At 52.6% G+C, this 18,073-nt stretch carries 17 protein-coding genes and 3 pseudogenes; 11 read left to right on the top strand and 9 right to left on the bottom strand.

Features of this window, described 5'->3' with window-relative positions; genetic code table 11:
* The first annotated feature begins 223 nt into the window (after nt 1-223).
* A pseudogene (locus VU18_RS02970) lies at nt 224-2,006 on the top strand (alpha-glycosidase).
* A gap of 119 nt (nt 2,007-2,125) precedes the next feature.
* Here the strand turns inward: VU18_RS02970 and VU18_RS02965 are convergent.
* On the bottom strand, nt 2,126-2,986 hold the full coding sequence (locus tag VU18_RS02965; protein ID WP_021322527.1) for an AraC family transcriptional regulator: 861 nt from the start codon (nt 2,984-2,986) through the stop codon (nt 2,126-2,128).
* 126 nt (nt 2,987-3,112) lie between these two features.
* Between VU18_RS02965 and VU18_RS02960 the strand changes: the two genes are divergently transcribed.
* On the top strand, nt 3,113-4,465 hold the full coding sequence (locus VU18_RS02960) for an MATE family efflux transporter (protein WP_021322526.1): 1,353 nt from the start codon (nt 3,113-3,115) through the stop codon (nt 4,463-4,465).
* A gap of 43 nt (nt 4,466-4,508) precedes the next feature.
* On the opposite strand, the gene asnB is transcribed toward VU18_RS02960, so the two are convergent.
* Complete coding sequence (gene asnB / locus VU18_RS02955; protein ID WP_047757606.1) at nt 4,509-6,356, bottom strand: asparagine synthase (glutamine-hydrolyzing); 1,848 nt, start codon at nt 6,354-6,356, stop codon at nt 4,509-4,511.
* Nucleotides 6,357-6,599: 243 nt separating this feature from the next.
* Here asnB and VU18_RS02950 point away from each other — a divergent pair, with 243 nt between their 5' ends.
* Nucleotides 6,600-7,148 (top strand): DUF2777 domain-containing protein, encoded by a 549-nt coding sequence (locus VU18_RS02950; protein WP_011230202.1) that lies wholly within the window; start codon nt 6,600-6,602, stop codon nt 7,146-7,148.
* Between the two features lie 153 nt (nt 7,149-7,301).
* On the opposite strand, the pseudogene VU18_RS21205 reads toward VU18_RS02950, so the two are convergent.
* The 3 genes and pseudogenes from VU18_RS21205 to VU18_RS02935 form a co-directional block, all read right to left on the bottom strand.
* Nucleotides 7,302-10,190: pseudogene (locus tag VU18_RS21205) on the bottom strand (EAL domain-containing protein).
* Between the two features lie 124 nt (nt 10,191-10,314).
* Nucleotides 10,315-10,668: a YisL family protein gene (locus VU18_RS02940; RefSeq protein ID WP_011230200.1), complete on the bottom strand. Its 354-nt coding sequence runs from the start codon at nt 10,666-10,668 to the stop codon at nt 10,315-10,317.
* Between the two features lie 144 nt (nt 10,669-10,812).
* Entirely contained in the window at nt 10,813-11,715 is a 903-nt protein-coding gene (locus tag VU18_RS02935; RefSeq protein WP_021322524.1) for a fumarylacetoacetate hydrolase family protein, read from the bottom strand.
* A 313-nt stretch (nt 11,716-12,028) separates the two neighbouring features.
* On the opposite strand from VU18_RS02935, the gene VU18_RS02930 reads away from it, so the two are divergent.
* Nucleotides 12,029-12,199 (top strand): aspartyl-phosphate phosphatase Spo0E family protein, encoded by a 171-nt coding sequence (locus tag VU18_RS02930; RefSeq protein ID WP_011230198.1) that lies wholly within the window; start codon nt 12,029-12,031, stop codon nt 12,197-12,199.
* A gap of 9 nt (nt 12,200-12,208) precedes the next feature.
* On the opposite strand, the gene VU18_RS02925 is transcribed toward VU18_RS02930, so the two are convergent.
* The 4 genes and pseudogenes from VU18_RS02925 to VU18_RS02915 all read right to left on the bottom strand — a co-directional run bounded on the left by VU18_RS02925 (nt 12,209) and on the right by VU18_RS02915 (nt 15,544).
* Nucleotides 12,209-13,375 carry a DUF418 domain-containing protein gene (locus tag VU18_RS02925; RefSeq protein ID WP_021322523.1) on the bottom strand — a complete coding sequence of 389 codons (1,167 nt, stop codon included), beginning with the start codon at nt 13,373-13,375 and terminating at the stop codon, nt 12,209-12,211.
* 137 nt (nt 13,376-13,512) lie between these two features.
* Nucleotides 13,513-14,470 (bottom strand): annotated as a pseudogene (locus VU18_RS18995) (AMP-binding protein); the annotation flags it as partial.
* 1 nt (nt 14,471) lies between these two features.
* A partial coding sequence (locus tag VU18_RS18990) for an AMP-binding protein (protein WP_236687260.1) occupies nt 14,472-15,108 on the bottom strand: 637 nt, incomplete at its 3' end.
* Between the two features lie 211 nt (nt 15,109-15,319).
* A complete protein-coding gene (locus tag VU18_RS02915) occupies nt 15,320-15,544 on the bottom strand; it encodes a spore germination protein (protein WP_011230195.1) in 225 nt (74 codons plus the stop codon).
* Nucleotides 15,545-15,694: 150 nt separating this feature from the next.
* On the opposite strand from VU18_RS02915, the gene VU18_RS02910 reads away from it, so the two are divergent.
* From VU18_RS02910 to VU18_RS02885, 7 genes are all read left to right on the top strand, one after another.
* Nucleotides 15,695-15,919, top strand: a complete 225-nt coding sequence (locus tag VU18_RS02910; RefSeq protein WP_011230194.1) for a spore germination protein — start codon at nt 15,695-15,697, stop codon at nt 15,917-15,919.
* Nucleotides 15,920-15,989: 70 nt separating this feature from the next.
* Nucleotides 15,990-16,211: a spore germination protein gene (locus VU18_RS02905; protein WP_014195027.1), complete on the top strand. Its 222-nt coding sequence runs from the start codon at nt 15,990-15,992 to the stop codon at nt 16,209-16,211.
* Nucleotides 16,212-16,226: 15 nt separating this feature from the next.
* Nucleotides 16,227-16,439: a spore germination protein GerPB gene (locus VU18_RS17170; RefSeq protein ID WP_013146201.1), complete on the top strand. Its 213-nt coding sequence runs from the start codon at nt 16,227-16,229 to the stop codon at nt 16,437-16,439.
* A gap of 83 nt (nt 16,440-16,522) precedes the next feature.
* On the top strand, nt 16,523-17,119 hold the full coding sequence (locus VU18_RS02900) for a spore germination protein GerPC (protein ID WP_015374057.1): 597 nt from the start codon (nt 16,523-16,525) through the stop codon (nt 17,117-17,119).
* 2 nt (nt 17,120-17,121) lie between these two features.
* Nucleotides 17,122-17,313, top strand: a complete 192-nt coding sequence (locus VU18_RS02895) for a hypothetical protein (RefSeq protein WP_013146202.1) — start codon at nt 17,122-17,124, stop codon at nt 17,311-17,313.
* Nucleotides 17,310-17,708 carry a spore germination protein GerPE gene (locus VU18_RS02890; RefSeq protein ID WP_014195025.1) on the top strand — a complete coding sequence of 133 codons (399 nt, stop codon included), beginning with the start codon at nt 17,310-17,312 and terminating at the stop codon, nt 17,706-17,708. Before VU18_RS02895 ends, VU18_RS02890 begins: the two co-directional genes overlap by 4 nt.
* Nucleotides 17,708-17,929 carry a spore germination protein gene (locus VU18_RS02885; RefSeq protein WP_011230188.1) on the top strand — a complete coding sequence of 74 codons (222 nt, stop codon included), beginning with the start codon at nt 17,708-17,710 and terminating at the stop codon, nt 17,927-17,929. Before VU18_RS02890 ends, VU18_RS02885 begins: the two co-directional genes overlap by 1 nt.
* The last annotated feature ends 144 nt before the right edge of the window (nt 17,930-18,073 follow it).

The following is an 18,073-nucleotide window of genomic DNA, read 5'->3' as shown; positions in this document are numbered from 1 at the left end:
CGGAATCTTAGCGGTACAATCATAAGGCAAACGTTTGCACAAATAAATTTTAATCCTTCCTATGAAAACGATTGCACCACTCATCTCCATTATAACGCCTATTTTTCATTTTACAAGCCTTTTTTCTATAAAATTTGACTTTTCTTTTCTCTTAACGTACTTTTTATTATAGCGAAGCATTAATGCAAACGATTGCTTCAGATAACAAAGGAGGAAAAAGCGAATGAGGAAAGAAGCCATCCACCACCGCTCAACCGACAATTTCGCTTATGCTTATGACAGCGAGACGCTCCATCTCCGGCTTCAAACAAAGAAAAATGATGTCGACCACGTCGAGCTGCTTTTTGGCGACCCGTACGAATGGCACCCCGTACGAATGGCACGATGGCGCCTGGCAGTTTCAAACGATGCCGATGCGGAAAACGGGGAGCGACGGGTTGTTTGACTATTGGCTCGCCGAAGTCAAACCGCCATATCGACGGCTGCGCTATGGGTTTGTGCTTCGAGCTGGGGGCGAGAAACTGGTCTATACGGAAAAAGGATTTTACCATGAAGCTCCGAGCGACGACACCGCTTACTACTTTTGCTTCCCCTTTCTTCATCGGGTCGACCTATTCCAAGCGCCGGACTGGGTAAAAGACACAGTATGGTATCAAATTTTCCCCGAGCGGTTCGCCAACGGCAACCCGGCCATCAGTCCGAAAGGGGCGCGGCCGTGGGGAAGCGAGGACCCGACGCCGACGAGCTTTTTCGGCGGCGACTTGCAAGGAATCATCGATCACCTTGACTATTTGGCTGATCTCGGTATTACCGGCATTTACTTGACGCCGATTTTCCGCGCACCGTCCAATCATAAATACGACACCGCTGATTATTTTGAAATCGACCCGCACTTTGGGGACAAAGAGACGTTGAAAACACTTGTCAAGCGCTGCCATGAAAAAGGGATCCGCGTCATGCTCGATGCAGTCTTCAACCATTGCGGCTATGAGTTTGCCCCGTTTCAAGATGTGCTGAAAAACGGCGCAGCCTCTCGGTATAAAGATTGGTTCCATATTCGCGAGTTTCCGCTCCAAACCGAGCCGCGCCCGAACTACGACACGTTTGCGTTCGTGCCGCACATGCCGAAACTCAACACCGCTCATCCGGAAGTGAAGCGCTACTTGCTTGATGTCGCGACATACTGGATTCGCGAGTTTGATATTGACGGCTGGCGGCTCGATGTGGCGAACGAAATCGATCATCAATTTTGGCGCGAATTCCGGCAGGCAGTGAAGGCGCTAAAGCCCGATGTGTACATTCTCGGCGAGATTTGGCATGACGCCATGCCTTGGCTGCGCGGCGACCAGTTTGACGCCGTCATGAACTACCCGTTGGCGGACGCGGCGCTCCGCTTTTTCGCCAAAGAAGACATGAGCGCCAGCGAGTTTGCCGACCGATTGATGCATGTGCTTCATTCCTATCCAAAACAGGTCAACGAAGCGGCGTTTAACTTGCTTGGCAGCCATGATACACCAAGGCTGCTCACTGTTTGCGGCGGCGACGTCCGCAAAGTGAAGTTGTTGTTTTTGTTCCAGCTCACGTTCACTGGTTCGCCGTGTATTTACTATGGCGATGAGATCGGCATGACGGGTGGAAACGATCCGGAATGCCGGAAATGTATGGTGTGGGATCCAGAGAAGCAAAACAAAGAACTGTATGAACATGTCAAGCAACTGATCGCTCTTCGCAAGCAATATCGGGCGCTTCGACGCGGCGATGTCGCTTTTCTCACCGCCGATGATGAAGTGAACCATCTTGTTTATGCAAAAACGGATGGCAATGAAACGGTCATGATCATCATCAACCGGAGCAACGAAGCAGCAGAAATTCCCATGCCGATCGATGCGCGTGGAAAATGGCTGGTCAACCTTCTGACAGGGGAGCGGTTCGCTGCAGAGGCGGAAACACTTTGCGTCTCCTTGCCGCCGTACGGGTTTGTGCTTTACGCGGTCGAAAGCTGGTAAGGCGACTGAACGGGCGGTTACGGACAAACATATCATATCGGCTGCCGGTGCAGCGGACAAGCTGCACCGGTTTGATCTTTTGCCGGCCGTCTCGATCCCTATACCAACGACACAGAAGGTCAGGTGCGCCGCGCCATGCGCCGATATTCGGTCGGCGTGATTCCTTCCACCTTTTTAAACAGGCGCGAAAAGTAGGCGCCATCGTCAATGCCAACCCGCTTGGCGATCGCCTCGATCGTCTCGTTCGTCTCCGCCAACCATTGCTTTGCCTTTGACAGCCGATAATGCGCCAAGTAGCGGCTAAATCCCATGCCCATCGTTTTTTGCATGCAGCGGGTGATGTAGTCCGGGTGGAATCGGAGCTCCTGCGCGAGCATGTCCAGTGTAATGGGCTCGCTGAAATGTTTCTCGATATACGCAACCACCGCGGCGCTGATCTGTTCAGACGCGCTCGGGACGGAAAGCTCTTGTTTTTGCAAATGCCAAAGGAATTCGATGAACAGCAGCAGCTGCCGGAGCGGCTGATCGATATCCCGCCGAATGTTTTGTTCCACGATTTGACTTAGCAGCTGTTCCACCCGCTCGCGCTGCTTTACTTCGCCATATTGACGGATGGAGAGTCGGTATTGGATCGGCTCGGTGTATGTCGCCTCCTTTTCGATCACTATCTGCCGGCTGACACCGCAATCGGAAACGACCGCAAAGTCTGGCAGCAAAAAATGAAGCCAAACCAGCTCCGTCCGTTCTTCGCATGGGCGGTGTCCGTAATGCTCCCTCCCCGGGATCAACAACAAATAGTGGCCACTGCCAACCGCAAACTCGCGCCCGTTTTCTGTTATATATAAGCATCCTTGTTTCACATAAAGCAAATCGAAGACCGAAAACGTTCGACGAACATGTCGCTTTCCGGCTGAAAACACACTTTCCGCCCCTTTGATGAACACCGGCAGCGGCGGCATGGAAAATGTGACCGTATCCATCGGCCTCTCCCCTCTTTTGTCGGAAATGTGCAAGCAAAATCGCTTCTTTCTCTTTCCATTATGCAACAAACTAGCTAAACTGAATATATCGTTCAAGTCGGAATAAGAAAAAGGAGTTGTCTCAACATGAGCCGTGAGGCCAAAACGCGGTCACTGTTTTCCTTGACGTGGCCAATTTTTATTGAAACGCTGCTCTATATGGTGATGGGCAACGCCGATACACTGATGCTCAGCCAGTATTCAGATCACGCGGTTGCTGCCGTCGGGGTGGCGAACCAAATCATCGCTTTAACGATCGTGCTGTTCAACTTCGTCGCTTTAGCGACAGCAGTGCTTGTTGCTCAATATTTAGGCGCCCGCCGAGAGCAAGAAGCCGTTGACGTATCGCTTGTATCCCTCGTGGCCAATTTGTTGTTCGGATTGTTGTTAAGCGCCATTCTCGCCACATTCAGCGAGCCGATTTTGCGAATGATGGATTTGCCCGCCGAGCTGCTCTATGAAGGAACCCATTATTTGGCGATTGTCGGTGGATTTTTGTTCATCCAAGCCCTGATGATGACGGTCGGTGCCATTTTGAAAAGCTATGGCTTCACCCGTGACACGATGTATGTGGCGGTTGGCATGAACGTTTTGCACGTCATCAGCAACGCGGCCCTCATTTTTGGCTTGTTTGGCCTGCCCGCCCTCGGCATCCAAGGAGCTGCTATATCGACCGCCGCCAGCCGCGGCATGGCCTTTCTCGCACTTCTTGCTTTGTTGCGCAAACGAACAAACATTCCGCTCGCACCAAGGGCGTTTCGCCGCCTTCCATTTCACTATTTGCGCTCACTGCTGAAAATCGGTGTTCCGGCAGCCGGGGAACATCTTTCGTACAATACGGCGCAAATGGTCATTACGTATTTCATTACATGGCTTGGCGCTGAGGCATTGACCGTCCGTGTATACACGCAAAACATTATGATGTTTGTGTTTTTATTCGGCATCGCCGTCAGCCAAGGAACGCAAATTCTCGTCGGCCACTTCGTCGGCGCCGGGCGGTATGAGGAAGCGTACGCCCGTTGTTTAAAAAGTTTGTACAGCGCCATTGGCATGTCCGTGTTGCTTGCTACAGCCGCCTATTGGTTCGCCGAACCGCTGCTCTCCTTCTTTACTGATGACGCGTCGATGATTGGGCTTGGGCGCAAACTGTTGCTTTTAACCATCATCCTTGAGCCGGGGCGGTCGTTTAATCTCGTCATCATCGGCTCGTTGCGGGCAGCCGGAGATGTGCAATTTCCGGTCTATATGGGCATTTTGTCGATGTGGGGCGTCGGGGTCACAGTGGCATACATCTTCGGCATTGCCCTTGGGTTTGGCCTTGTCGGCATTTGGCTGTCGTTCATCGCCGACGAATGGTTGCGCGGACTGTTGATGCTTCGGCGCTGGCGGTCGCGCGTCTGGATGAAAAAGACGGTGGCGCCGCAAGCGAAAATGGCATGAAGCCTCCCGCCACGAAAATAAGAGCTGCGCATCAGCGCAGCTCTTATTCTTTAATATGAATGCCGTAATGGTCAAACCAAACGTGCACTTGGCCAAGGTAGGCAAGCAGTTGCGGACCGGTCATCAGCTGTCCAAACCAAGGCACTTGGAACGACTTCCCTTCTGTTTCAATGAGCGCCAGCAATTTTTCCCGGTCGAAAAACTCGTGCAAAACCGAAGAGCGGTCATAGAGCAACTGCTCAAGCCATTGCTTGACAAGTTTCGTATATAGAGGATGGTGCGTTTTCGGATATGGGCTTTTTTTCCGGTAGAGCACCTCTTCGGGAAGCAAGCCCTCGAGTGCTTTTCGCAAAAGGCCTTTTTCTCGGCCGCCGTACATTTTCATATCCCACGGAATGTTCCAAACGTATTCGACAATGCGATGGTCAGCGAACGGCACACGCACTTCCAAGCTCGCTCCCATGCTCATCCGGTCTTTTCGGTCAAGGAGCGTCGTCATAAACCAAATCATATTTAAATAAAACAGCTCGCGCCGCTTCGCTGCTTCCGCACTTTCCCCTTCCAGGCGCGGCACTTCGGCAATCGTCTGTTCATAGCGCATTTGCACGTAATCGTCGAGGCGGAGCTTTTGCCGCCACTCATCTTTTAATAGACCCATGCGCGCGTCGACCGAACGCATCCACGGAAATCCTTTCCGAGACAAATCGTCCGGCCGATGAAACCATGGATAGCCGCCGAAAATTTCATCGGCGCACTCCCCTGATAAGCTGACGACAAACCGTTTGCGAATTTGTTTGCAAAACCAAAGAAGCGAAGAATCGACATCGGCCATGCCTGGAACGTCGCGGACGATGACGGCTTCATGCAAATGGCGGAACAGTTCTTCTTGCGTGATCACGCAGCGATGATGAACCGTTTGAAATTTGTTTGACACCTGTTCGATAAATGGCGCATCCGTGTTTGGTTGAAAATCGTTGGCTTTGAAATACTGGTCGTTTCCTTCATAATCGATCGAGTAGGTGTGCAGCGGCCCTTTTCCATCTGCCGCGAAAGCATTGGCGGCAATCCCTGTAATGGCGCTTGAATCGACTCCACCGGATAGAAATGTGCAGACCGGCACATCGGAAACGAGTTGGCGCGTGACCGCATCCGTCAATAGAAAGCGCAGCTTTTCGACCGTTTCCTCGAACGAATCGCGGTGGACGTCGCTTTCGACATTCCAATACCGCCAAATGCGAAGCCCGCTGCGAGAGAACGTGAGCGCATGTGCCGGGCGCAGCTCTCGAATGCCGTCAAACACACCGTGCCCCGGTGTGCGCGACGGTCCGAGGCCGAACACTTCGGCGAGTCCTTCATAATTGACTTCTGCCTTTACATCGGGATGGGCCAAAATGGCTTTCACTTCCGAGCCGAACAGCAGCCCCCCGCCATCTTCTCGATAAAACAAAGGTTTTACTCCGAGACGGTCGCGCGCCATAAATAACAGCTCGCGCTCCCCATCCCAAACGGCGAAGGCAAAAATGCCGTTGAGCCAATCGACGCATTTCTCCTTCCATTCCATATATGCGGCAAGCAACACTTCTGTATCGGAATGACCATCAAATCGATAGCCTTGGCGCAACAGTTCCTTGCGAATGTCTTCCGTATTATACAGCTCGCCGTTATAGACGATCGTATAACGATGTCCGTTTTTTTGCCGGACCATCGGTTGTTTGCCGCCAGCCGGATCCACGACGACAAGCCGTTTATGGCCGAAGGCGACATGAGTGTCCAGCCACGTATTTGTATCATCCGGTCCACGTTTGGCGAGCGTCTCTGTCATGCTGTCAATGACCGTCCGCTCGCGGCGCAAATTGCGCCCGAAATGGACCCAGCCAGTAATGCCACACATACAAACCAATCCTTTCTTTTTATCAAAGATGGCAAGTTCTCACCCGTTTCCATCATTTCGTCCGTTCTTTTTTCACGATCGTTTCCAGCGATCGCTCCTTTGATTCACGATGGTTCTCCACGTCGGCATGATTCCATTTTATGCACCCCCCGTCATTTCGATGAATTGTCCGACGTCGGTCGCCGCATGAATAAATCAGCAAAAAAATGGAAAAATAGAGGAGTACAAGGAGGATGAGAGATATTGAACATCGAGGAACGGCTGCAATGCATTGTGGAACAGCCGCGGGCGTATGTGTATGGAACAGTGGAGTTCGTCAACGATGAATGGATCTTCTTCGACGAAGAAGAAGAGGAAGCCTCTTTAGTAGAAGAAATTGCCGAGCAAGGCATCGAATGGTTTCACTGCGGACATTGGCTGTCCGGGCAATGGCAGGATCAGGGCGCGGTCGCCACGGATCTTGGCGTCTTTCCCCTCGAAAACGGCGATCGCATCCGTTTCCGCAAACGGCTGACTTATGCCTATCAACAATGGCTCGCCGCGCTTCCTGATTCAACCTTTTTCCAGTTTGTTCAATGGCTGAACAGCCTCGGATTTTCGCTGTATGACTGCTTATATTGCTACAACGGCCTATTGTTTGCCAAATCGTCTGGCGTGAATTTCATCATTTATGACAACACCGAACAAATTGGAAGCATCCACCATTATTACGAGCGCGGACGGGCGTCAAGCGACCGTTTTGAAATCACATTAAACAGCGGTGAGCGAGCCATTTGCGCCCAAATCGGCTGAATCGCCTGTTGATCCTCACGTCGTCGAAGTCCAACGGCGAGCTGTCAATGTTTTTTTAACGGCCATCCTTCCGCCCGAAGCGAAGCCTAGCAGCCGTTTTGCTTCAGGCGGAGTGCCGACGGGCGACAGCTGTCAACCGACGCGGGCGGGGGATCACTTTTGCTTTTCCGTCACATACTGCATCACTTCTTCAGCGAGAAGCGGCGGACAAAACACGTATCCTTGCGCATACGTGCATTGCAAATCGCGAAGCCGGTTGAGCTGTTCCGGCGTTTCCACCCCTTCGGCGATCGTCTCAAGCCCCAACCCGTGTCCCATCGTAATCATCGCCTTGACAATGGCCTCATCGGAAGCGTTGGCATGCAATTGTTCAATAAAGGCACGGTCAATTTTCAATATTGTCGCTGGCAACCGCTTTAAATAATGGAACGAGGAATATCCGCTGCCGAAATCATCGACGGCGATGCCGACGCCAAGCTTCCTCAACTCGTCCATTGTCCGCATCGTGCTGGACAGATAACGGAGCATCGAATGTTCGGTCAATTCGAGATGCAAACAGGACGGAGACAAGCGTGACTGCTTAAGCGCTTGTTTTACATTGTCTACAAACCGCTCGTGTTGAAACTGGACAGGGGAGACGTTGACAAAAATGGCAAGCCGGTTATTTCCCATCATTTCCTGCCATTGTTTCGTCTGTCTGCAGGCGGTTTTCAGCACCCAGCGCCCAATCTCATGAATCAACCCGGTCTCTTCCGCCAAAGGGATGAATTCATCCGGCCGCACAAGCCCAAGCTTCGGGTGGCGCCAGCGAATCAGCGCCTCCGTCGCCTTCACCGCACCCGTATGTACGTCTACAATTGGTTGGTAGCAAAGAAATAATTCATTCTCTTCGATCGCCCTGCGCAAATGTCCGCCCATTTCCAATCGGTGCATTGCTTCTTCGTTCATTTGCGCGCAGTAGCGCTCCACTCGGTTGCCGCCGCCTTTTTTAGCCATGTTGACAGCCATATCGGCGTGCCTAAGGAGCGCATGTTCGTCCTCTCCGTCATCTGGAAACATCGCTAGACCAACGCTTGCTGTAACGAAAAATTCCTTTCCATCGTACACAATCGGCCGCGCCACTTCGCGCACGATGCGGAGCGCCGCTTCCGTCGCCGCCTGGACCTCTGTTTTGAGCGGAAAAAGCAAACAAAACTTGTCGCCATGAAATCGGCCAAGCTCCGCACTAGGCGGCAAGACGCGGCGAATGCGCTCGACAAGCTGGCGCAAAATGTCATCTCCGGCGTAATGGCCGACGCTGTCGTTAATCCATTTAAACCGGTCCAAATCGATCAAAGCAACTGCCATCTTTCGTCGCGAGTCAGTCAAGACTTTGTAAATATTTTACTCACACTTTCGTCGCTTCTGCTTGGCTTTGTCCAGCTGTTCGGAAAACAATTCCATCCACTTTGTCCGGTTGGGCAAGTTCGTATCGATGTCGTAATATGCTAAATAAGAGATTTTCTCTTCCGCCTTTTTTTGCTCGGTAATGTTGCGTCCGATTCCGTAAATGCCGACCTTTTTGCCATCCACAATGATGGGAATGTTTTTCATTTGAAACAAAAGCCGTTCTCCCGACTTCGTCGGAATTTCCAAGTTATACGTTTGGATATTCCCCCGCAGCGCTCGGTAAAAATAGCGGGTGACGCGGGGAATATCATTGGGATGAATATACTTGAGCGAATTCGTATACAAAATCTCTTCTTTCTTGTAACCGAGCACTTGCTCAAAAGCAGGGTTGACGCTTGTCAAACGGCCGTGCAAATCTGTGGAATAGACAATGTCCGTGTTATGCTCAAACAACGATTTGTAGCGTTGCTCCGACATTTGCAGGCGGACGTGCAGCCGCTCCATGTCGCGGGACGATGTTGACATGAGCTGCGCCAATGTCATCATCCCTTCTGGCGGCGATGACCACGGTGACAGTAGGCCGCTCTCCGCCGAGGCCGCTGTTTCCGCCAGCGAAATGGCCGCAAATGCGGCCGGCCGCACCGCCGTATACGCATCTTTCACCAACACCTCGACGGCCGGAAACAGCGCTGCCTGTCCAAACACCGCAGCCACACCGTCAAACAGCGGGCGCGTATACCCACTCAGCGCCGCACTGTAGTAAAGCAGCATTCCTTCTGCTGGTTGCTTGGCTGTTTGCATCGCCACATCACGCGCGCTCCAGTAAAGGGACGCGGCATGAATATAAGCAAATCGCACCTTTTCTCCGTTATGGACATGGCCCCTTACGGCAACCGAGCCATCCTGGTTGACAGCGACAATCGGCAGGCAGACATCGCGTCCGTTCCGTTCGATAAGAAACGGAAACTCCATCCCAGAAAATGGAAGGCGTTCGATAAACTCTTTTCCTAAATACCGTTCCAAATAGCTCGACGCTTTTTGCCCGTTTAGCTCGTCAATCTGCTGATCGCGGCTTTTCGTGATGGAAAACGCCAAGCCAATCGGCTCCCATAAAAACGGTGCGGCACAGTGGCCGCGAAGCGCTGTTCCACTGAAAGAGACGGCGATTCCTCCGCGCTCAAGCCGACCGTCGGGCGAAAATAACACGCTGCCCTCGGGAAGCGCGCAGCCGATGATAACCATTCGTTCGTTTGCAAGCGGCAAATGGCGAAGCAAGGGCGGCAAAGCCGAGCGGTGATTCGTAAACAACAAAAGCAACGTCGTATCGTGACGAACGACCGCCTCAGCGATCAACGCCGCCAATCCATCCGGGCGGTCAAACTCATCAGCTGGCAGCGCCAACGACGAAACGGTTGAAGACGTCATCGACGCGACGCCAACAGCGAGATTCGCCTCCCCGGCCATTGGCAGCGGCCCTGCCATCCCAACCATATGGGCGTGCGGCCAACGACGGGCTAACGCGGCGGCCGCATGGCGCACTGCTGCCTCATCATTGCCCGCGATTTGGACAAACAACGGCTCATCCAAGGAAGAACTATGCTCCCTGAGCAAATGATCCAGCTCCTCGGCGCGGCGGCAGCAGAACCAACGCATAAACGATCATGCCCCCCTCCGCTGACCAATCGGGTCAGAAAATTCAAAAAATGACATTTCTTTTACCATACCATATTTTCATCTTCAACAAAAGCGGCAACCAATAGAAGGCTGCCGCTTCGCTTTAGAATAAGTCAAAACCAAGCGGCAGCAGCAAACCAAGAAACAGCGTCACCGCAAGGGCAATGACCCATTGCGTCCATCTTGCCGCCGCGCTTTTCCCTTTTTTTTCAGCTGCTAAAACCATTTCCATCGCTCCGATCACCCACAGCCCGGCAAGCGCCTTTAGCCAATAAAGCGCAGATATCGAAGCAATGCTATGCAGCAAAAGCAGGCCCGTCACGATCGTGAGAATGTAAAACAGCCGCAACACCATTTGCACAATCTTGGCTTTGCCCGCCCCTTGCCGCTCCATCGACACCGCAAGGAAAAATAAAACAATCGTGATGAGCCAGCTCGTAATATGGGCATGCGTCAACGTCCATCCCTCCAACCATTCCTTGTTCCTTCCCATCATAGCACGGCGGGCGGACGGTTGACAAACTTCACGAAAACGAAAGACGCCCTTTCTTTCAAGAGGACGCCTTTCGAACATCAATGGGAGCTTCCTCACTTTCGCCGTTTACTCTCCCACTTTGTTGCGCAGCGTGCCGATGCCTTCCACCGTCACCTCAATGACATCACCCGTCTGCAAAAAGCGCGGCGGGTTCATCCCTTTGCCGACTCCAGCCGGCGTTCCTGTAGCGATGATGTCGCCCGGCTCAAGCGTAATGCCTTTTGAGATCGTCTCGATGATCGATTCAATGGAAAAAATCAATTGTTTCGTGTTCGCTTGCTGGCGCACTTCGCCGTTGACCCGTGTCTCGATGCGCAAATCGTTTGGATTTGGCACAAATTTGCTTGGCACGATCCATGGCCCCATCGGGCAAAATGTATCCAAGCTTTTGCCGAGAAAATATTGTTGGTGCCGCTCCTGCAAATCTCTTGCTGTCACATCGTTGATGATCGTGTATCCAAATACGTAATCAAGCGCGTCTTCGCGGCGGATCGCCCGCCCTTGTTTGCCGATGACCACCGCCAGCTCCCCTTCATAGTCCATTTCATCAGTGACATCGGCATGGCGCAAAATCGTTTCCTCATGACCGATGACCGTTGTCGGCGCTTTCGTGAAGACGATCAAATGCTCCGGCACATCGGCGCCGCCGAGCTCCAGCGCGTGATCAACATAGTTTTTGCCGATGCAAAAAATGTTTTTCGCCGGCCGTGGGATCGGGGCCAAAAGACGGACATCGTTGAGGCGATAAACGTACTCCCGCGTCGGATGGCCTAGCGCCCAGTCAATCACTTTTTGCGCCCGTACGAGAAACTCCTCCCCTTGGGCAATCGCCTCAAGCATAGTCGTCGGCATCGTCTCCGTCCCATCCATCGTCCGTTCGGCGCGGCGCAAATGAACCGCCCGGTCGTCTCCTTGCGGCACGGCTCCGACAAACGTTTCTCCATCGAAAAGTGCGGTGATCAGTTTCATCGTGTCTCTCTCCCTTTCTTTGTTATGCAGCGGACGCTTCGTGAGCTCTTCTCTCCCATCCGCCTTCGCCATTTTGGCGCGTTGAGGATGATATTCGCCATCGAGGCGAAAAAGTCCTGTTTTTGTAGAATTTTGTCTAAATTAGGAAATTTATCACTTATTTTCCCGAATCACTTTCTTTTTTCGTCGTGATATGTATAATAATGTTTAGTTTCCACTAGGGCGTCGATTGCGACTTTCGTCATGCAACAAACGTCTTGCATCGACGCGGCATGCCTCAACCAACATTTCAAACGAATTGATGGTGAAGGAAATGGTTCTGTTGCAAATTGAAGAAAAACGACAACAAATGATCGAATTGGCGCTCACTTATGGGTTCACGGCCAAAGAGACGATCGAATGCAGCCAAGAGCTTGACCAATTGATCAATCAATATTTGCAGCAAACGAGGATTTTTGAATCGCCTTCCCCGTCCGTTCAGTAAGCGGGGTTTTTATTGCCCCGGCCGGCGGCGAAACGGCGGCCGCGTTCCGTATGTCCCCCACCTCCACATCCACTCAACCGGGCCATAATGAAAACGCGCAAACCAAAAGCGGCTTATCCACACTTGAGTTGCATACAAGGCAAACGCAATCAACATCTCCTGCCATGCGCTTGTGCGTCCGTACCACCCAAGCCCATAACCGTAAAACAGCGACGTGCAAACGAGCGATTGCGCGAGGTAATGGGTGAGCGACATTTTCCCGACGTCTTGCCACCACCGCCAAGCGCGCTGCCAACTTGGTTTCCCGCAGATAAACACGGCTGCCGCCGCGTAGAACACCGCCAAAGCGGCGCCTCCGAAGCTGTCTTGGATGTACATTGTCAAGTCGTTGGCCGCAGCCCAATACGGAATGGTTTTCAGCGCTAAACCAAAACATAGCGCCCACCTCATCAGGCGGCGCAGCTTGGCGGGCGAGTGACGGTCGGGTTCAAGCCAACGTTTGCAAGAGGCATAGCCGCCGAGGAAACAAAAGGGCAATACGGTCAACACCGTAAACAGCAGCCCGCCATCGCTGTTGACATAGGCCCAGTCATGCCAACGTTGCCAAAACACATCACCAAACGTTCCGCTTTGATAATGACGAACCGCTGCGGCCGCCTCAGCCTCGTGGCCGCCAACTGGTTTCGTTCCTCCTGTCCACATGCTGAGGGCCATTAGCAGCACCATAAGGCCGTGAAAAAGAAGAAAGACAGCGACAGCCGCCGTCCGCCACCAATGCGGCGGGGCGGCGAACAAGAAAAACATGATGAATCCGGCGACCGCATAGGGGATTAAAATATCGCCAAACCAAAGGCCAAACGCATGAGCAATGCCGATCCCAAGCAAAAGAAAGAAGCGGCGCAACAGAATCGGAATCGGCCGCTTTCCGCGGCTTTGGAGCCGGCGGAACATCATCACGGCGCCAAAGCCGAATAAAAAGGCAAACAGCGGATAGGCGCTCGCTTCAAACAACACATCCACGACGGCAACGAAAACTCGGTCAAAATCACTGCCCTTGACGCCGTCGTCGTATAACGCCGGCGAGGAAAAATAACGCATGTTGACAAGCAAAATGCCGAGCAAGGCGAATCCACGCAACACATCCGCCGCGGCGATTCGCTCGGTCGATCTGATCATCGCTTTCTCCCTTCTTTCTACCGCCTAGCCGTCTGCGCAATCGGCGACGCCTTACGACCTTGCCGGCACGCCCGCCGCCTTATCCATTTCATTCGATGCGCTCTCCTCTGCCCGTCTGAAGGCGCATGCCTGTATCATCAGTTGACATAGCGGCCCGATTTTCCAATTGCATCCCAATATTGGCGGCGCAAGTGTACTTTCTGAATTTTTCCGGAGGCTGTTTTCGGCAGCTCATCCACAAACGTTACACCCGTGATCGCTTTGAAGTGGGCCAACTTTTCCCGCGAAAAGGCGATCAGCTCCTCTTCGCTCACCGTATGCCCCGGTCGAACGACGACGAACGCATGCGGCGTTTCCCCCCATTTTTCATGTGGCACGGCGATGACGGCCGCTTCAAGCACAGCCGGATGCTCATAAAGCGCTCCTTCGACTTCAATCGACGAAATATTTTCCCCTCCGCTAATAATAATATCCTTTTTCCGGTCGACGATATCAATATGCCCGTATTCATCGACGGTCGCCATATCGCCGGTATACAGCCAGCCGTCGCGGATCGTTGCGGCGGTCGCTTCTTCGTTTTTCCAATATCCTTTCATGACGCCATGGCTGCGGACAATCACCTCACCGATCGCCCGTCCATTCTTCGGCACTTCCTCTCCATTCTCGTCGACGACTTTCACCTCGCAGCCGATCATCGGATAGCCGGCTTTTGCCTTGATCCGCTGCTTTTGCTCCACAGGCAGTCCGTCAAGCTGTGGACGAATGAGCGAAATCGTGCTGAGCGGAGACGATTCGGTCATGCCGTACACCTGGATAAACTCCCAGCCGAGCTTTTCCTCAACGCGTGCGACAAACGCCGGCGGCGGCGCAGAACCGGCGATGACGACCCGCACGCCTTCCGGGACATCTGGTTGATATTGCTCATAATATTGCAGCAACATATTGAGCACAGTCGGAGCCATATGCATAACCGTCACCTGATGTTCCTTGACAAGATCAAAAATGACTTTCGGATCGACTTTACGCAAACCGATTTGCGTTGCCCCGTTGGCGGTGTAATAAAACGGAGCCCCCCAGCCGTTGACGTGGAACATCNGCAACACATGCAAATACGTATCGCGGTCGGACACACGCAAATGGTGCATCGTCACAAGCGCATGCAAATAGTTGTTCCGATGCGTCAGCATGACTCCTTTTGGATTGCCTGTCGTCCCGCTTGTATATAGCAAGCTGCATATATCGTTCTCATCGATCATCGGGCGCGGAACCGGCGCTGACGACTGGGCGGCGAGCCATTCTTCGTAAGCGGTTTCATCAATCGCCGCCTCTGTTTTATGGTGGACAATGATCTCCTCGACCGTTTCAAGCTTGTTTTTGACCGGTGCAATCAGCCCGTACAGCTCCTGATCCACAAACAACACTTTCGTTTCGCTGTGATTCAAAATAAAAACGTAATCATCCGGTTTCAGCCGCGTATTCAGCGGCACCATCACCCCTCCCACTTCAAACACACCGTAAAACCCTTCGAGCATCTCGAGCGTGTTGGGCGCCAAGTACGCCACGCGGTCGCCTTTGCGAACGCCAAGCCCCCGCAGCCCGTTGGCAAGCCTCGACACTCGTTCGCCAAGCTCACGATACGTCACCGTCCGCCCCGAACAAATCATGGCTGTCTTGTCCCCATAGAGAGCCACGGCGCGATCGAAAAAGTGATGGAGCACGAGCGGCGCATTCATTCTCCCATCCCCCTGTTTTATGTTTTAGAAAATTCACAATTGTATTATATNACAAAGATGGCATAAAGAAAAAGAGGGCCGTCCCAAAAGTCGTAAAATGACTTTTGAAGTCAGCCCTCTTTCTTGGATAGTCCACTCCATTGCGCCAAAAAAGAACCTGGTTTCTTCTTTTTTCCAAAAACGAACGCTAGGGGAGTCGTCTCGACAATAGCTAGTTATTTCCTTTCACCCCGGCGTCCAAGACATCCGGATCGACCGTATTCGTGACGCTGCAAAACGTATTCGTTTGCAAGAAATCGCCAGTATTGCCGCCGCCGGCACCTGAGTTTGACTTCGTGGTGCTTTTCGGAGCGATTTGCAGCACATCGCCCATGTTGACAGTGCCATTGCCGCTTACGTTCGTCACTTTGATCCCACCAATGACGATTGCTGGCATCCCCTTTCCCCTTCCTTTCTGCCCGTTCCCTTTCTTTATCATACGCGGGAGCTGCTTTCCTCAATTGGACTCTCACCCCGCATTGAACCGTTTTTTCTCCGTTTTCATACAATAACGATAGCGACACGACGAAAAAGGAGGGGGCTCTTCATGCCTTCATTTATCAGCGGTCCAATTAAAATCACCCATGTCAGCGGCGACGGCACGGTGAATTTCGGCGACGTCTTGCAAATCACACCAAAGAGCACGTTGAAATCCAATACCGGCTCAGGCGGCGGCAACAACGGGGACTTCCTGCAGACGAATACGTTCGTCAGCTTTACAAACACCGGCGATCCGGATGTGTTCGACTCAAATAATGCCGCCAACAATTAAAGCGAACGTTTCGCAGCTTGCGCCCATACACTAGTATCAACGAAGAAAACAAGGAAGGGAGCATGCCCACATGCCGGCTTTTGTCGGAGTCGTCAAACTGAACAGCATCGGAAGCAGCGGCGTGTTCCATATTGGCGATGTGTTTGCGATTTCCCCGCAAAGCGTGACGAAAACGTTCGCTGGCGCCGGTTCGTTTAACACCGGCGACGGGCTTCATATCTATAACTATTACAGCAATACCAATACGAATGACGCCGATGTCGCCGATGAAAATATCGTCGGAAACGTTTGAAGGAGGAGAAGGAGGGTGCACGTTTACATCAGCCAAAGCATCTGCATCCACCAGTTGCGGATCGGCTCGGTCACCAATTCATCTGTTTTGCAAATCGGCAGCGCCGGAAGCATTCAAGCGCTCTCAACGCTTGCCAACACCGGCGGATTCACCGGTCCGGCCCCACAGGCGACCGTGCCGCCCGGTGCATCCGCTCCTCTCGTTCCTCTCCATTCAGCCACCCGCTAAATTCAGCGAAAAAAAGTGATGAGAGCGAAAGGCCGTCCATATATTGAAGTAAGAGGGCTCTTTGGAGAGGATGATGGTGCACAATGAGCATTTACGAGTATTTCGTCAAGCTGCACCGCTATTTATTATGGCAAACAAAAAAAATACGGGATCTGGAACGCCGTCTCCACGCACTCGAAGCCCGGCTTCGGGAAATGGAGGCTCAGCCGCGCACATCGATCGAACGAATTGAATATAAATTTGACCAGCTCAAAGTGGAAACGCTCGAAGGAACGCTAAACATCGGGATCGCTCCGCCCGGAGCCGGCGGTACAATTGAAGACTTTGCCGTCGAACCGGTCAAAACCGTAATTCCAAAGCCGGAACCGGTGCTGTTGCGCCCGATTCAAGAAAAAGTGGCCGCCTATCTCAACGGGGAAGCGTCGGAAACGTTAAAACGCCTTGAGCAGCAATACGGCCGCCGCCTCGACGATACGTACCGCCAGTTCATTTTGCAAGACATCGCCCGGCAAACAGACGAACGCATCCGCTTCTATTTGCAAGAGAAAGCCAACCATGGCTACGTTCCGTCCGGCGACCGCGATGAAGCAGTCGAAAATGAAATTTTTCAAAAAGTGAAAGCCGATATCGAACAATCGCTCGATGCGTTTTTGAAACATTTGCCTTCAAAGGAGGGATAGACGTGAATTATACAGTGATCAATCGTCATCTGCATGTTGGCGACATCCGCCTCGTGGCCGTCGCCAGCGCCTCGCTGTTTTTAATCGGCGACGCCGATGCGATTCACTTGTCATCAGCGTTTGACACACCGCCTGAATCACTTATCATCGGCCCGTTCGTCCCGCTTGTGCCGGCCCGAGGGGATACGCCGTGAAACGAACGTCAGTAGTGCAGGCATTTCATGCGGAAACGCTGATCATTGGCTCCGTACTGCAAATCGGCGACTCAGAGCGAATTTCCGCCCGCACGCGCTCCTTTGCCGTTCAGCGGCAATATGAACTGTTTTTTGGCCCAGAAGGAGAACAAATATTCCCTGTTTTTGCGAAGCCGATCCCGCGCTGGATTTCTCCACCGCCGGCAGCCGCACGCCAAACGCTCCATGAGTCCCCGGTCATTTCCGTTCAGTCTGTGCGCGTGCTCGCCATTTCTTCGTCCGCCATCGTCCATATCGGCTCGACCTCGACAGCGGAGGCAGAGGCAAGAATTAAACATATCCGCCAGCTGGCCGGCTCTGAGTCGAGCGCGCCAACAAGAGGGAGGGATTTATAATGCCTTCGTTTGTCGGCCCAATTAAAATCAACAACGTCAGCAGCGGAGCTGTCGTCCAAATGGGCGACTGTCTGTACATCGCGCCGAAAGTCGCCACGAAAACGCAAGCCGGATCCGGCGGGTTCAACACCGGCGATTTTGTGATGACGAACAACGCGATCAGCTTTACAAACGCGTTTGATCCAGATGTATCCGACCAAAACGTGGCCGCCAACAACTGAACGTTGCAGAAAACGAATCCCCTCACCTTTCACTTGCCAACATCAACCTTATCAGCCGAACGCTGCCGAAACCAAAAAGAGAAGGTGTCCCAAAAGGATCCGGACACCTTTGCTTATTTACCTCTATCTAAAAAACCATACATT

It is taken from the genome of Geobacillus sp. ZGt-1 (genome assembly GCF_001026865.1).
Lineage (GTDB): Bacteria > Bacillota > Bacilli > Bacillales > Anoxybacillaceae > Geobacillus > Geobacillus thermoleovorans.
The sequence above is the reverse complement of the archived record's forward strand: the minus strand, read 5'-3'. Positions and strand labels throughout refer to the sequence as shown.

What these genes read in the sequence shown, in the direction of transcription:
- VU18_RS02965 (WP_021322527.1), bottom strand. Translation starts at nt 2,986, where the DNA reads ATGGATACGGTCACATTTTCCATGCCGCCGCTGCCGGTGTTCATCAAA.
- VU18_RS02960 (WP_021322526.1), top strand. Translation starts at nt 3,113, where the DNA reads ATGAGCCGTGAGGCCAAAACGCGGTCACTGTTTTCCTTGACGTGGCCA.
- asnB (WP_047757606.1), bottom strand. Translation starts at nt 6,356, where the DNA reads ATGTGTGGCATTACTGGCTGGGTCCATTTCGGGCGCAATTTGCGCCGC.
- VU18_RS02935 (WP_021322524.1), bottom strand. Translation starts at nt 11,715, where the DNA reads ATGAAACTGATCACCGCACTTTTCGATGGAGAAACGTTTGTCGGAGCC.
- VU18_RS02930 (WP_011230198.1), top strand. Translation starts at nt 12,029, where the DNA reads ATGGTTCTGTTGCAAATTGAAGAAAAACGACAACAAATGATCGAATTG.
- VU18_RS02925 (WP_021322523.1), bottom strand. Translation starts at nt 13,375, where the DNA reads ATGATCAGATCGACCGAGCGAATCGCCGCGGCGGATGTGTTGCGTGGA.
- VU18_RS02915 (WP_011230195.1), bottom strand. Translation starts at nt 15,544, where the DNA reads ATGCCAGCAATCGTCATTGGTGGGATCAAAGTGACGAACGTAAGCGGC.
- VU18_RS02910 (WP_011230194.1), top strand. Translation starts at nt 15,695, where the DNA reads ATGCCTTCATTTATCAGCGGTCCAATTAAAATCACCCATGTCAGCGGC.
- VU18_RS02905 (WP_014195027.1), top strand. Translation starts at nt 15,990, where the DNA reads ATGCCGGCTTTTGTCGGAGTCGTCAAACTGAACAGCATCGGAAGCAGC.
- VU18_RS02900 (WP_015374057.1), top strand. Translation starts at nt 16,523, where the DNA reads ATGAGCATTTACGAGTATTTCGTCAAGCTGCACCGCTATTTATTATGG.
- VU18_RS02885 (WP_011230188.1), top strand. Translation starts at nt 17,708, where the DNA reads ATGCCTTCGTTTGTCGGCCCAATTAAAATCAACAACGTCAGCAGCGGA.